Below are 14,598 nucleotides of genomic sequence, written 5' to 3'. Positions count from 1 at the left end.
TAGTGAACAATGGTGCAAACCTTGGAACACGTAATCACATTCTCAGACCTTAGTTTAGGTTGATAATCGTCGATTTCGTTCTTGGGCAACATTGTCAGTTGGGAGATAAACCATGAAATTAAATCGACGAACCTTTATCAAGGGCGTTGGAGCAGGAACCGCAGGGTGTGCATTTGCAACCTTACCTGGTTCTATTGCTGCCCTTGGTAAGACTGAGCTACACGGAAGTGAAGAATCAGTCGCTAGTATCTGTGAAATGTGTTCTACGCGCTGTCCTATTTCGGCTCGTGTTGTTAATGGCAAAAACGTCTCTATTTTAGGTAACAAAAATGCTAAGTCATATGGCGGTGCGGTTTGTGCCCGTGGTGGAGCAGGCCATAGTCAGCTTTATGATAAGCAGCGTATTGTTAAACCGCTAAAGCGTGTTGGTGAGCGTGGCGAAGGTAAATGGGCTGAAATTGAATGGGATGAAGCCTATTCTATCATCGCTGAAAATCTTAATAAGATTAAAGCTAAACATGGCGCTGAATCGGTCGCTTTCTCTTCTAAATCTGGCTCCTTGTCAGGACATCTATTTCATCTTGCTAAAGCTTTTGGCAGCCCTAATACGTTCACCCATGCATCAACTTGTCCTGCTGGTTATGTTGTCGCAGCTAAAGCAATGTTTGGCACTAAAGCCAAGCGTGATTTAAGCAACTCAAAATACATTATTAACTTTGGTCATAACTTGTATGAAGGCATCAACATGTCTGAAACACGAGGCATGATGAATGCGCAAATGGAAAAGGGCGCTAAGTTAGTGGTATTCGAACCTCGTTTTTCAATTGTGGCTGACAAAGCGGATGAGTGGTATGCCATTAAACCGGGTACCGATGTCGCCATAGCATTGGCAATTTGCCATACCTTAATAAAAGACGATTTATACGATAAAGATTTTGTCGCGCAATATGTGTCGGGCTTTGAAGATTTTGCTAAAGAAGTGCAGGCCTATACGCCGGAATGGGCGGAATCGATTACTGATGTGCCTGCTGAAGATATCCGCCGTATTACTCACGAATATGCCGCAGCTGCACCGCATGCACTTGTTGATTTTGGCCATCGTTCTTCGTTCACCACTGAAGAGTTTGAAATGCGCCGCGCCATCTATGCTGCCAATGTATTGATTGGCAACATTGAGCGTAAAGGTGGTCTGTACTTCGGTAAAAAAGCGTCGAAATACAACAAATTTGCTGGTGAAAAGGCTGCACCAACGTTAGCCAAACCTGGCGTAAAAAATATGCCTAAGATTGATGCTAAACGTATCGATATGGTCGATGAGCAGTATTCTTTATTGTGGTCATCTGGTGGAATATATCAAACGATTCTGGATGCCAGTTTAGACGCCGTACCTTACCAGCTTCATGGTTGGGTTATGAGCCGAACTAACCCAATGCAAACCATGACAGACAGAGCGCGTATTGTTAAGACGATGCAGAAACTCGAATTCATTGTGGCTTGTGATATCTACATCAGTGAAAGTGCTGCCTACGCCGATATCTTCTTGCCTGAATCAACTTACCTTGAGCGTGACGAAGAAATTGTCGATAAGTCAGGTAAAAATCCTGCTTACTACGTGCGTCAAAAAGTGGTTGATACCATTGGTGATACCAAACCAAGCTGGTTAATTTGGAAAGAATTAGCCAACAAATTAGGTCAAGGCGACTTTTTTCCTTGGGATTCAATGGAAACATTGCAACTGTTCCAAGTTGATAAAGATGTTGCCCTGTTGAACAAAATCAAACGTGACGGTTGGGTGAGCTACGGTAAACCTCTTATGTTACGTGAGCCGAGTATGGTGCAAGATTTTGTCGCTGATTACCCCAACGCTAAAACCCCTGATGAGGATCAAACTTACGCTAGCCACATGAGCTTTAAAACACCTACCGGCAAGATTGAACTGAGCTCCGACAAAGTGGAACAAATGGCACCGGGTCGCGGAATTATTAAGTTCCGAGAAGTGACTATGAAAAAAGCGGATGAGCTATTTTTTATCCAAGGTAAAGTCGCTGTTCATACCAACGCCGCCACTCAAAATGTACCGATGTTAGCCAATCTCATGTCTGACAATGCCCTGTGGATCCACCCCGTGACTGCTGAGTTATTGAATATATCCACTGGGGATGCTATTCGGATTTATAACGACACTGGCAGTGAAGAAGGCCATGCATTGGTGACACCGGGTATTCGACCTGACACCGTGTTTGCTTATATGGGTTGTGGTTCTAAAAACAAAGAGCTTGCTCGTGCCACTGGCAAAGGTATTCATTGTGGCAACCTTCTTCCCGATATTACTGCTCCGGTTACAGGTATGAATCTACATAACACCGGCGTCAAAATAGCTAAGATTTAAGCGGAGTTCATTATGACTAAACGTTATGTTCTTGTGCACGATGAAAACAAGTGCATTGGCTGCCAAGCTTGCAACGTAGCTTGCCGCAGTGAAAATAATGTCCCTGAGTCGGTGACTCGTATTCAGGTTCGAGTAGAAGGGCCTTATGGCAACTTCCCAAACTTACATTTTAAGTACAATCGTGTTTCGTGTGAGCAATGTGAAGATGCACCTTGTGTGAAGGTTTGCCCGACTGGTGCAGCTTACGTAAATGATGACGGAATAGTGTCTATCAACGAAGGTAAATGTGTTGGTTGTTTGTATTGTGTGGCAGCGTGCCCTTACAAAGTACGCTTCATTAATCCTGAAACCAAAGCGCCTGATAAGTGTGATTTCTGTAAAGAATCGCGTTTAGCGCGAGGTGAAGATCCTGCTTGTGTGAGTGTATGTCCAACCCAAGCGTTAACCTTTGGTGATGCCAATGATCTGACGTCTGAGGTGAGTAAGTTACTTGATACTAAACAGCACTATCAGCACAAGGCGAATCTTGGCACTAAGCCAAGGGTCTATCGTATTCCTAGCCGTAGAGGGGGGATTAAAGCATGAATAATATCTGGGGCTCAATGGAGCAATATGATCCGGTTGTCTGGAATTGGATAATCGCAGTGTATTTATTTATGGCAGGATTATCAGCAGGTTCAATGCTGGTGGCTATAGGACTAAAATGGTACAAGCAAAGCCGAGGTCTGCCTACTGAAGGCTTGCCTGTTATCAAAGCTGCTGCGGTACTGGGTCCTGCTGCGATTTGTTTAGGTATGGCGTTGTTGGTACTTGATTTAACTAAGCCGTTTGAGTTTTATCATATCCTGCTCAACTATAATTTTACCTCTGTGATGGCATGGGGAGTATTAGCGCTAATGGTTTACATTCCATTGGTGTTTGTGTTCGCGATATTAGTGTTTGATAAGCAGGTTATACGCTTTGCACCTTGGTTAGCGGGAGTGATAAACGTTTGTCGTAAAGTCGAAGGTAGCTTAAATAAACTGATATTTGCGTTAGCGTTGGGTGTGGGAGTGTATACCGGATTCTTATTATCGGCGTTAATCAGTTATCCGATACTAAATACTGCGGTGTTACCGGCGTTATTCTTAGCATCATCATTGTCAGTGGGCTCAGCGGGTAATATTTTGGTGGCGACTTTGTTCTTTAGTAAGAAAGAATCAGATTGCATTGAGCAAGTTCACCGTATTGAATACCCCGTGGCATTTAATGAAGCGCTTTGTTTAGTATTGTTATTTGTCGGGCTCAACTTTTCAGGACCAGCAGCGCAAGCAGCAACCTCTGCAATAACGACAGGTGCTTGGGCGAGTGTATTCTGGATTGGTGTTGTGGGATTAGGGCTAGTGGTTCCTGTTCTTGCCAGCACTTTATCACCCAAAAGCTGGAAGCATACTAAAGGCTTTTTAATTACGGTGTCGTGTAGCACCATATTAGGGGTATTAGCACTAAGACACTTCGTGGTTTATGCCGGGCAAAGTTATATTAGCTAGTGAAGGTATTAATGAAACTAACAATCCATTTATAAAACAAAAAAGTATAACCCAATAAAAATGCCGCTAACTCAGTTAGCGGCATTTTTGTATTCAGTTTACTTTACTGAAACGATAAGAGAATTAACTCTTAGCGCGTTTCATTGCAGTGAAGAACTCATCGTTAGTTTTGGTCATTGCCAATTTATCGATAAGGAATTCCATACCAGTCACTTCATCCATAGGATTAAGGATTTTACGTAAAATCCACATCTTCTGAAGTTCGTCAGGCGTTGTTAGTTTCTCTTCACGACGTGTACCTGAACGGTTAAAGTCGATTGCAGGGAATACGCGTTTATCAGCAGCTTTACGAGAAAGGTGTAACTCTTGGTTACCAGTACCTTTAAATTCTTCGTAAATGACTTCATCCATCTTAGAACCAGTATCAACTAGCGCAGTTGCGATAATGGTTAAGCTGCCGCCATGTTCGATGTTACGTGCAGCACCGAAGAAACGCTTTGGACGATGTAATGCGTTAGCATCAACACCACCGGTAAGAACTTTACCTGATGATGGAATTACTGTGTTGTATGCACGTGCTAGACGAGTGATTGAATCTAATAAGATAACCACGTCTTTTTTGTGCTCAACTAAACGCTTGGCTTTTTCGATGACCATTTCAGCAACTTGAACGTGACGACTTGCTGGCTCATCAAAGGTAGAAGCAATAACTTCGCCTTTAACCATGCGTTGCATTTCAGTTACTTCTTCAGGACGTTCATCGATTAGCAATACCATCAAAACAACTTCTGGGTTGTTGTATGAAATGCTTTGCGCCATTGTTTGAAGTAATAAGGTTTTACCCGCTTTAGGTGGGGCAACAATCAAACCACGCTGACCTTTACCTATTGGAGAACATAAATCCAAAATACGTGAGGTAATATCTTCTGTTGAGCCATTACCACGTTCCATGCGCATACGTTCTTCAGCATGCAGAGGGGTAAGGTTTTCAAACAGAATTTTATTGCGAGAGTTTTCAGGCTTGTCAAAGTTAACTTCGTTAACTTTTAACAGTGCAAAATAACGTTCACCGTCTTTCGGTGGGCGAATTTTACCAAAAATACTATCACCAGTACGCATATTGAAGCGTCTGATCTGGCTAGGAGAGACATAGATGTCATCAGGGCCTGCCAAATAGGAGCCATCAGAGCTTCTTAAAAATCCAAAACCATCTTGGAGGATTTCAAGAACACCACCACCAAAGATATCTTCACCGCTCTTGGCGTGGGCTTTCAAAATGGAGAAAATAATGTCTTGCTTGCGAGCACGAGCCATATTTTCTAGTTTCATATTTTCAGCTAGAGAAACTAGGTCTGATATAGACGTGTCTTTTAATTCAGTTAAATTCATTTTGGGGGTCTTGTATTACGCGACGATGCTTACTGCAATCAATCTTTGGATATTACGAAATTGAATAGTCGATTGATAAGCGAGTAGGGGTTTGGTTGAAAATCTGATGAATAAATTAGCACTATATCTGCGATGCGTCCAGAAATTTAGCGAAAAAACGGCACAAATTGTTCATATATTGTGCCGATTATCACTATTCAAGCTTAAAATACGCAGATTTATAAATTTGATAACTGTTAAATAAACTAAAACGCTTTAGTTTTACAAATGACAACGAGCTAACAGGATTAGCTCGTTAAGCATTTAAATAACAATGCTGCGAATTTTTTGATGCTTGATTAAGCTTGTGCGTCAATAAACTCTTTAAGTTGAGTTTTTGATAAAGCACCGACTTTAGTTGCAACTAACTCGCCGCCTTTAAACATTAATAATGTTGGGATACCACGTACACCGTACTTAGCAGGTGAAACATTATTTTGGTCAACGTTTAATTTAGCAACGGTTAACTTACCAGCGTACTCTTCAGCCACGTCGTCTAAGATTGGGGCAATCATTTTACAAGGACCACACCACTCTGCCCAGAAGTCTACCAGTACTGGTAATTCTGAGTTAATGACGTCGGCTTCGAAGCTGTCATCGCTTAGGTATACAATTTTTTCGCTCATGTAGATCTCCAGATTTGGCACCATTGCTAGTTTATTAATGGCTTACCATGTATATTGGGACGGTTAAATAGCTTTTCAAGTGACCGTTCTATTAATGTAGCTATTTCAAACGATCGCGTCTTTTTTTGCAACACTAACGGGTATGCTTGCACTATGAGCGAAACACATTTATCTACACAACGATTCGCCGACTTCCCTCTAAAACCAGAGGTAGTAAAGGCTTTAGACGAAAATGGCTTTGAATTTTGTACGCCAATTCAGGCGTTATCTCTTCCTATTTTATTACAACAAAAAGATATTGCAGGCCAGGCACAAACAGGAACTGGCAAGACAATGGCTTTTTTAGTGGCCACATTCCACCACCTTCTCACAGTTGCGGTGCCAGAAGGTCGTCAGATTAATCAGCCAAGAGCAATCATCATGGCGCCGACTCGCGAACTTGCGATTCAAATTGCTAAAGATGCTAAGTTGCTTGCAAAACATACGGGCTTAAAAGTCGGTATTGTTTATGGTGGTGAAAGTTATGATGTTCAACGCCAAGTACTTGATGCTGGTGTTGATATATTAATTGGTACTACGGGTCGTATTATCGATTACGTACGCCAAGGCGTTATCAGTCTTAATTCAATTCAAGCTGTTGTGCTTGATGAAGCTGATCGCATGTTCGACTTAGGTTTTATTAAAGATATTCGTTTCTTGTTTAGACGTATGCCTGATGCTAAATCACGCTTAAATATGTTGTTTTCAGCAACGTTATCAATGAAGGTTCAGGAATTAGCTTACGATCATATGAATGATCCAGAAAAAGTTGAAGTCTCTCCTGGCGAAAAAACCTCAAAGAATATTAAAGAAGAAATTTTCTATCCTTCAACCGAAGATAAAATGCGTTTGCTTCTGACATTAATGGAAGAAGATTGGCCAGAAAAGGCTATCGTATTTTCTAACACCAAACACAGTTGTGAAAAGGTGTGGTCATGGTTAGAGGGTGATGGTCATCGTGTTGGTTTATTAACCGGTGATGTACCTCAGAAAAAACGTATTCGCATTTTAGAGCAATTTACTTCAGGTGATCTTGATGTGTTAGTTGCAACTGATGTTGCGGCGCGTGGTTTACATATTTCTGATGTATCTCATGTTTATAACTATGATTTACCAGATGATTGTGAAGATTACGTTCACCGTATCGGTCGTACAGGTCGTGCAGGCCGTACAGGTGTTTCAGTGAGTTTTGCTTGTGAAGAGTATGCACTGAATTTACCGGCGATTGAGGGTTATGTTCAGCACTCAATTCCTGTGACTAATTACGATCGCGAAGCATTGTTAGATGATTTGCCACCACCTGTACGTATCCATCGTAAACCGCCAACTTCGCGCTCTAGAGATGGTTCTCGTAATGGTGGTGCTCATCGTAGTGGTGGTCGTCCACCTCAAAGGACTCGTAGACATTCGTAAATGACAGTAACTGCTCCTATTCCAGCTTATGCCGCGATAACTCTCGGCTCAAATAGTTTTAATATGTTGGTCGCTCAAACTATTGACGGCCAGCCAACTATTATTGCGAAGTACAAACGTAAAGTGCGTTTGGCTGAAGGTATTGGAGTTGATAACCGTCTTGACGAAGTTGTTTTAGTTCGTGGATTAGATTGTTTAAATATGTTTGCTGAGATGCTTGAGAAACATCAAGTATCTACTGAGCATGTGGCAGTATTTGCCACAGCAACTTTGCGTGTGATCAGTAATGCTGATGAGTTTCACAAACGGGCATTGCCTATTTTAGGGCACCCGATTGAAGTCATTAGCGGTTTGCGTGAAGCTGAGTTAATTTATCAAGGTATGGCCGCCACGACAAAAGGTGATGGTCAGCGCTTGGTGATTGATATTGGCGGCGCCAGTACTGAGTTTATTGTTGGTAACGGCAATGAAGTACTCTTTAAAACCAGCCTCGATTTTGGTTGCGTGCGCTTTAATCAACAGTTTTTCAAGCAAACGCCCTATCTGTTGAGTGACTTTGAACAGGCTAAGGCCGCAGTGCTTGTTGCCCTTAAACCCCATTTACAACAGCTGTCACAGTTGGGATGGCAAGGGGTTGTTGGTGCATCTGGTGCAGTGCAATCAGTTGTTTCTGTTCTGAATCACCGAGATTTATCGGACATCATTACTTTAAGCGTACTTTATCGATTTAGAGATGAAGTGTTGTCACAAAAGAATGAGTCTTTGCATCATATCCAAGGGTTATCTGCTGAAAAAGCACCGACATTTGCCTCAGGTATTGCGATTTTAATCGCTCTATTCGAATTGTTGGATATTGAATCGCTGAATCTATCGGGTGGAGCGTTGCGTGAAGGGGTACTAAGTATGCTGGCTGCAAGAGTGGCTTAATGATTTAGTGTCTTTGGATGTAAACATCGAATACAAAAAACGGGATCATATGATCCCGTTTTTATTTGTCTGAAATATTAGGTTCTTATTTCAAGATGTTTAATAAGTCTTGTTCGAGTGACACAGTTGGACGCTCTACAATACGGCCAATTTCTTCATCTTGTTGCTCAATGATAAAGGTTGGAATACGGGTGAATTCATATGCAGCCGCTAGACCTTCTGGATCAACTTTACTGCGGTCAATACCGATGTAAGTCACGGTAATATTCGGATTAGCTGCTTCTTCGATAAGGCGCATGAAACGTGGAGTTTCACGATGGCAATCAGGACACCAAGTACCAATAATCACTACGATATTTGTTGGTGTGGTTACCGCTTTCAATTCAGTTAATGCTGCTGCATCAATTTGATATTGCTCATACTCTGCAGCGTAACCCGGTAAATCTTTTTCAAGTGCTGAAATATCAACAAGTCCGGTAATAATCACTTCTTTTTTCTCCTCGCTGCATGTTGCCATGAAGCCTGCTTGTTCTTCATCAAATGAACAACCACTGTCAGCTATCGCTGAACCAGCAACCAAGTGGCTGCCAAAGAAAATGGCGGTTGTAGCTAAAATTGTTTTAACGCTGTTATGCATGATAATGCCTCACGAAAGAAGAATAAAATGATTCAATCATTTAAGCCTAAGTTAGTGAAGTTGAATATTACCTAGCTGTTAGCTAGATCACTAACATGGGCAATAATTCAAACATAACTTTGAACTTGCCCAAATCCGTCGGTCTGTTTTGCAATAGTGAGCATTTAAACTTAGTAAGTCGGATTATTCTTCTCTGTGGTAAATATATGCCAGGCTTTTTCAACACCCGATTCTTGCCATTTTGCTACCGCGACCAATCTATGTTCTCTCCCATTCATCGCAGCAGGGATCATATTTGACTCATCATAGGTTTGTGTTGTTATCTGTTGTTGCTCAACACCTTGGTTAACAATCAGTCGGGTGATTTCTGCTGCGCGCTTTTGTGCTAGTTGATGATTATAGGCATCGCTACCTTCTGGACTGGTGTCACCAATAAGATATATTTTCGCATCAGGGAAATGTTTCACTGCATCAACCATTTTAGCCAGTCGTTCTGATTCATAACGAGTAAGTTGGTGTTTATCAAATTCAAACATCACTACTCGACTAGCTCGCTTGTCGGTTGTGGTGGTTCGTTCGCAGCCATCATTGCTAATGACTGAACCATCAGGTGTTGTTAAGCATAAATCACGTGCGGCAATCACACCGTCAGTATCGGTATCTGTTAAGTCTCTTGTTTGTTGTTCTACCCAAGCAGGCTTGGGGGTATCAATACACGCTGTCAGTAATAGACTAGCTAGACAAGCGGAAATGAGATAAGTGTACTTCATATTATTTTTCCTCTTGCCATTGTGTAGGGGTATCCACTCTAAATGATTCAATTAACTGCCCTGTAGCGTTAATTAATCGATAAGAGGCAATATGATAATTGTAATAGGCGCTGAGGTAGTTTTTACGAGCGAGGTACACTTCAACTTTTGCATCGAGTACATCAAGCAGCGAGCGTCTTCCTAGCTCAAACTGGCGTTGATACCCTTGCTCAGCTTTGACGGCTTGATCCACATTAACTTGATAGAATTTCCGTTGCTGTCCGACAAAATCAAATGAGTTCCACGCTAAACGGGTGCCTTCAATGACTTGTTTTTCTGTTTGTTGACGAATTGATTTAGCTTGTTGAACTTGCCATGCCGCAGCTTCTGCTCGGTCATTAGTTGATCCACCATTATAGATATCATAACTGAGCATTAGCATGGCTCGGGCATCTTCATCAGGCCCTTCAATACCGCCAATGTTGTCGTTCATGTTGGCTTGTAGTTCGATTGATAACTTGGGCCAGTAGTCACTTTTTTCTCGTGCGTATTGTGAGTTAGCCGCCTGGGTATCGTTAATGGCGGCGTCAATTTCAGGATGATTTTTTACAGCTTGTTCTAATGCTAAGGCTAATGAGGTTGGCACGTAGCTGAAATCAGGCTTGGCATCATGTAAATCGTTTGGCAATTGCCCGACAAGATCATAATACTTAGCTTGTAAATCCATTTGTTGATTTCGAGCAGCGAGAAAACCTGATTGGCTGGTGGCAACGCGGGCTTTAACTTGAGCTACGTCAGACTCACTGCTTAAGCCTTTAGCTTGCCTTAAAATAATATCTTTTAAGATATCTTCATGCTCAGCGATATTGCGCTCGGCTAAGCGAACCACTCTATCGGCTTGAACTAAATTTAAATACACCGTCGCCACTTCCAGAGAAAGGTTTTCTGCTTCAGATATTAAGCCGAATCGTTCCGCTTCTTGCTCAAACTCAAGGCGATCAATTTCTGAGGTCGTTCTAAAACCATCAAACAATAACTGTGATACTTTAATACCCAGTTCAGTGCGGTCTAAATCGGTATCAACCCGTCGTCCGCTATTGTAACGAACCTCTTCATAGCCGATACCGCCATAGAGTTTAACTTGGGGTAAGTAGTCTCCCACAGCCGCTTTTTTGTAACGTACAGCAGCTTCGAAACTGGCATACTTTTGTTGCAGCCGCGGGTGATGGTTTATCGCTTCGGCGACAGATTGCTCCAATGTCAGTGCTTGAGCCTGAGTGGAAATAACCAGCGCAGAAATAAGTAACAGTTTTTGCATAGTATCCTTACCTTAATATTATCTACCTTTAGAGTGCCTTACGGTTCTCTTAGCGCATTTGCCCTTGCACGCAGTAGCGGCTTAAGCCAGTAACTTAAAACAGTTTTATTGCCTGTCAATATATCTGTTGATGCCTGCATCCCAGAAATAATTGGCCAGCCGTTTAATTGGTTTTCATCGGTTTGTATATGGGCTTCATAATAAGTCGTGCCATCATCAAGTTGTTGTGCGTCAGAGCTAACATAAATGACTTCGCCTTTAATACCACCGTAAATGACAAAGTCATAAGCGGTAAACTTGACCATTGCTTGCAGTCCTTTATGTACAAAAGCGATATCTTTAGGGTCTATGTGGCTTTCTATGATGAGTTGATCACCTTGGGGCACAATTTCCATGATGACCTGACCCGGTTCGACAACTTGGCCGGCAGATTTCACTAAAATATTTGATACGCTGCCCGCCACTGGCGATACTATTTGTGTTCGATCAAGCCTATCGGCTAGGGCTTTCATATTTTCGGTTAATGCTGACAGTTCATTGCTGGTTTTATTACGCTCATCGGTGGCACGGTTAATAAAATCGAGCGCAACGTTTCGTCTTTCTGCAACCGCCTGGCTAATTGCTGCCTGTATTTGGCGTTCACTGGCCTTGGACGCTGCTAATTCCCCTCGAAGTCGCACTGCGTCTCGTTCAAGTTTTAATAGCTCTAACTCAGCGACAGCGCCTTCAGTAACCGCTTCACGGGTCATACGGATCTCTTGCTGAGCTAGGGTTAAGCCACTCGTTTGGGCTTCGATAGTAATCGACACTTCTTCTTTTGCTTGGCGTTTTTGCTCTACGATTTGCGCCGTTTGGTCAAGTTGTGAAATGAGTTGTGATAGTTGGGATCGGAAAATTGCTTGGGCCCGTCTGTTACTGGCAAAATCAGCAATTTCAAATTGTTGTGGAATAACTTGAACCTGAGAAAACCATAACGGCTGAGTTGCATCAATAATGACACTTTCTAAGGTTGATTCTAGGCGAGTTAGTTGGTTTTTTAGCGCGACGCTATTGAGTCTGGCTTCATGAAATGCAGAGGCAAAGCGCAGTTCATCTATCACTAATAATGTTTGCCCAGCGGTGACAGTGTCACCTTCTTTAACCAAGATTTCTTTTAAACTGCCGCCATCTAAACTTTCTATCTGCTGTACCGCCGTTGCTGGCACAACTTTACCTTCACCTACAACCACTTCTTCTAAAGTAGCAAAAGCGGCCCACGCCAATGTGGCACATAATAATGCGAAGGTGAGTAAGATGACTTTGTTGGCACGTTTCGCCCCCTCAAGTTGTTGTATATGCAGATTAGCACTCATGACAATGCCTCCTTGCTTTCACTCTTATTTGGGGGGTGGTTGGTACGTACATTAACAGCTTTTATGCGCCGTTTAGTCGTCTCTAAAAATTCATGAGGTTGTTTTTCTCCAATAATACAGCCTTTATCCATGATGATAATCCGGTCACATAAACTGAGTACTTTAGGGTTGTGAGAAGAGATAAGTACCGTGGTGCCCGCTGTATTTAATTTTAAGCTGCTAATAATTTGTGTCTCACTGCGCTCGTCCATCGCGCTAGTAGGTTCGTCAAGAATTAGCAGCTTAGGTTGACGTAGTAATGTGCGGCACAATGATACTGCCTGACGTTGACCCCCTGAGAGCTGTCGACCAAACTCTCCGACCTGACTATTAAGTCCGCTTCCTAGCCTGTCCATGAGTTTATCTATACCGGTATTCATCATGGTTTTTGCTAGCAGTGCTTCATCAACTTTACCGACCCCATATAATAAATTATCTAGGACGGTGCCATAGACAAGGTTAGGTTGTTGTCCCATGTGGCCAATGTTGTCGCGTAATCGTTGAATTGACCATTGTTGCGCTTCGAGCTGGTTATAAAAAAGTTGACCTTCGCTGAGTTGGTATTGTCCTGCAATGAGCGCTAATAGGGTTGATTTACCTGCACCCGCAGGGCCATAAAATCCAACTTTTTCACCTGCTTTTATTTCTAATGCTACGTCATTAAAAGCGGCTAGGGGTTGTTCTGGATAGCTAAAGCTGGCGTTACGCATGGTAAAACTACCATCAAAGGGGAGTTGCGACACACTCAAGGATTGCTGCTGATTTTCTTGTGGCATATTCAAAATCGAGTCAACTGAAGTTATCGCCGAACGAGTTTGCTGGAATTTGAGTAACAACATGGCAATTTGATTTATCGCGCTTGATGCGCGGCCACTTAACATGACGATGGCAATCAAGCCGCCCATACTTAAATTGCCTTGGTGAATTTGATATACCCCAGTAATGATGAGACCAATAGACACTAATTGTTGGCAATTCATCACGCTATGACTAAGGGTATTGGAGCTAATACGCGATTCATTTTGCCAGTCAGCTAGGCTGCTAACGGTTTCATTCCAAATACGTGAAGCTTTGGCTTGACCGTTATTTTGCTTTATTTCAGCCAGCATATTTAAGCTTTCAATTAAGTGTGCTTGGCGCTGAGTTGATAGTTTTGATGACTCTTCAATGGTGACAGAGAGTCTTTTTTGCATAAAGATGCTGAGTAAAATCAGTACTATCATGCAAGTCAGTGGTACAAATACCATCACACCACCTAGCCAAGCTATTAATACTAAGAATAGCAATGTGAAAGGTAAATCTACTGCGGTCACTAATGTCACTGAAGTAATAAAATCTCTAATACTGTCGAATTCTTGTAACTGTTTTGCAAAAGCGCCCGCTGAGGCTGGACGGTTTTCAAGCCGCATTCCCACCACTTTTTGGAATAGTTTAGTCGATAATCTGATATCCACTTGTTTGCCTGCGACGTCAGCCAGTCTGGTTCTTGCTTGGCGCAGCAACCAGTCAAAAACAATAGCAATAGACGCACCACTGGCTAAGACCCACAGGGTATCTATTGCTTGGTTAGGGACCACCCTGTCATAAACATTCATGGTAAATAATGGTGTTACTAAAGCGAGTAAGTTTATCGCTAACGATCCAATTAAGAAGCTGGCGTAGAAAGGTTTTACTTCATCAAAAGCGGCTAATAACCAATGACGAGAGGTATCTTTATGGTGCTCTGTTCCGCGTTCATCTAGGTGTTCGATGGGTTGAATATACCAACAGACGCTCTGCTTAGTATTGAAGCTGGTGGTGAATAATTTTTTGGAAACAGTAGATTTCTCTCCTGATGAATTTATTAAGAAAAACTGACCATCTTGTTGATGAGTGATAAGAAAAGCGTGTTGGCGCTCATCGACAATAATGGCAGGTAAGGCTAAATGTTTACTATCGATAGTTTGCAGTGCTGCATCAATTTGAATTTGTGCGCATGCCGGGATCAGCGTTTGTGTGAGCTCATCGTTTTCAGGCAAAGCTTGTTGCACTTGTTCTTCGGTAATCGGCAAAGCAAAATGATCTTTCGCCAATATTAGAATATTAACGAGTGAATCATGTCCTGTCTGCTTGGTACTGCTATTAGTCGCTGGCATTTTTATGGCACATATCC

The 14,598-nt window shown here is 42.3% G+C and carries 12 protein-coding genes; 5 read left to right on the top strand and 7 right to left on the bottom strand.

Going from position 1 to position 14,598, the window contains the following annotated elements:
• Positions 1-112 precede the first annotated feature (112 nt).
• The 3 genes from phsA to nrfD are packed head-to-tail and all read left to right on the top strand — an operon-like array spanning position 113 to position 3,918.
• A complete protein-coding gene (gene phsA, locus FPK91_RS11555; protein ID WP_144211396.1) occupies positions 113-2,389 on the top strand; it encodes a thiosulfate reductase PhsA in 2,277 nt (758 codons plus the stop codon).
• 12 nt (positions 2,390-2,401) lie between these two features.
• Positions 2,402-2,974, top strand: coding sequence for a 4Fe-4S dicluster domain-containing protein (locus FPK91_RS11550; RefSeq protein WP_144211395.1), 573 nt, complete (start codon positions 2,402-2,404; stop codon positions 2,972-2,974).
• On the top strand, positions 2,971-3,918 hold the full coding sequence (gene nrfD, locus FPK91_RS11545; protein ID WP_102436993.1) for an NrfD/PsrC family molybdoenzyme membrane anchor subunit: 948 nt from the start codon (positions 2,971-2,973) through the stop codon (positions 3,916-3,918). Before FPK91_RS11550 ends, nrfD begins: the two co-directional genes overlap by 4 nt.
• Positions 3,919-4,041: 123 nt before the next feature.
• Here nrfD and rho read toward each other — a convergent pair whose 3' ends face one another.
• Positions 4,042-5,307, bottom strand: a complete 1,266-nt coding sequence (gene rho, locus FPK91_RS11540) for a transcription termination factor Rho (protein WP_144211394.1) — start codon at positions 5,305-5,307, stop codon at positions 4,042-4,044.
• Positions 5,308-5,645: 338 nt separating this feature from the next.
• The gene (trxA, locus tag FPK91_RS11535; protein WP_144211393.1) at positions 5,646-5,972 is read right to left on the bottom strand and encodes a thioredoxin TrxA; all 327 of its coding nucleotides are present in this window, start codon (positions 5,970-5,972) and stop codon (positions 5,646-5,648) included.
• Between the two features lie 153 nt (positions 5,973-6,125).
• Between trxA and rhlB the strand changes: the two genes are divergently transcribed.
• Positions 6,126-7,424 carry an ATP-dependent RNA helicase RhlB gene (rhlB, locus tag FPK91_RS11530; RefSeq protein WP_144211392.1) on the top strand — a complete coding sequence of 433 codons (1,299 nt, stop codon included), beginning with the start codon at positions 6,126-6,128 and terminating at the stop codon, positions 7,422-7,424.
• A complete protein-coding gene (locus FPK91_RS11525; RefSeq protein ID WP_144211391.1) occupies positions 7,425-8,351 on the top strand; it encodes a Ppx/GppA phosphatase family protein in 927 nt (308 codons plus the stop codon).
• An 85-nt stretch (positions 8,352-8,436) separates the two neighbouring features.
• Here FPK91_RS11525 and FPK91_RS11520 read toward each other — a convergent pair whose 3' ends face one another.
• The 5 genes from FPK91_RS11520 to FPK91_RS11500 all read right to left on the bottom strand — a co-directional run bounded on the left by FPK91_RS11520 (position 8,437) and on the right by FPK91_RS11500 (position 14,581).
• On the bottom strand, positions 8,437-8,988 hold the full coding sequence (locus FPK91_RS11520; RefSeq protein WP_144211390.1) for a thioredoxin family protein: 552 nt from the start codon (positions 8,986-8,988) through the stop codon (positions 8,437-8,439).
• A 170-nt stretch (positions 8,989-9,158) separates the two neighbouring features.
• Entirely contained in the window at positions 9,159-9,758 is a 600-nt protein-coding gene (locus tag FPK91_RS11515; protein WP_144211389.1) for an OmpA family protein, read from the bottom strand.
• Position 9,759: 1 nt separating this feature from the next.
• Positions 9,760-11,055, bottom strand: coding sequence for a TolC family outer membrane protein (locus FPK91_RS11510; protein WP_144211388.1), 1,296 nt, complete (start codon positions 11,053-11,055; stop codon positions 9,760-9,762).
• A 38-nt stretch (positions 11,056-11,093) separates the two neighbouring features.
• Positions 11,094-12,407 carry an HlyD family type I secretion periplasmic adaptor subunit gene (locus FPK91_RS11505; protein ID WP_144211387.1) on the bottom strand — a complete coding sequence of 438 codons (1,314 nt, stop codon included), beginning with the start codon at positions 12,405-12,407 and terminating at the stop codon, positions 11,094-11,096.
• A complete protein-coding gene (locus FPK91_RS11500; protein WP_144211386.1) occupies positions 12,404-14,581 on the bottom strand; it encodes a type I secretion system permease/ATPase in 2,178 nt (725 codons plus the stop codon). Before FPK91_RS11500 ends, FPK91_RS11505 begins: the two co-directional genes overlap by 4 nt.
• Positions 14,582-14,598 lie beyond the last annotated feature (17 nt).

This window comes from Shewanella donghaensis (assembly GCF_007567505.1).
GTDB lineage: Bacteria > Pseudomonadota > Gammaproteobacteria > Enterobacterales > Shewanellaceae > Shewanella > Shewanella donghaensis.
This window is presented reverse-complemented; position numbering and strand designations above follow the sequence as displayed.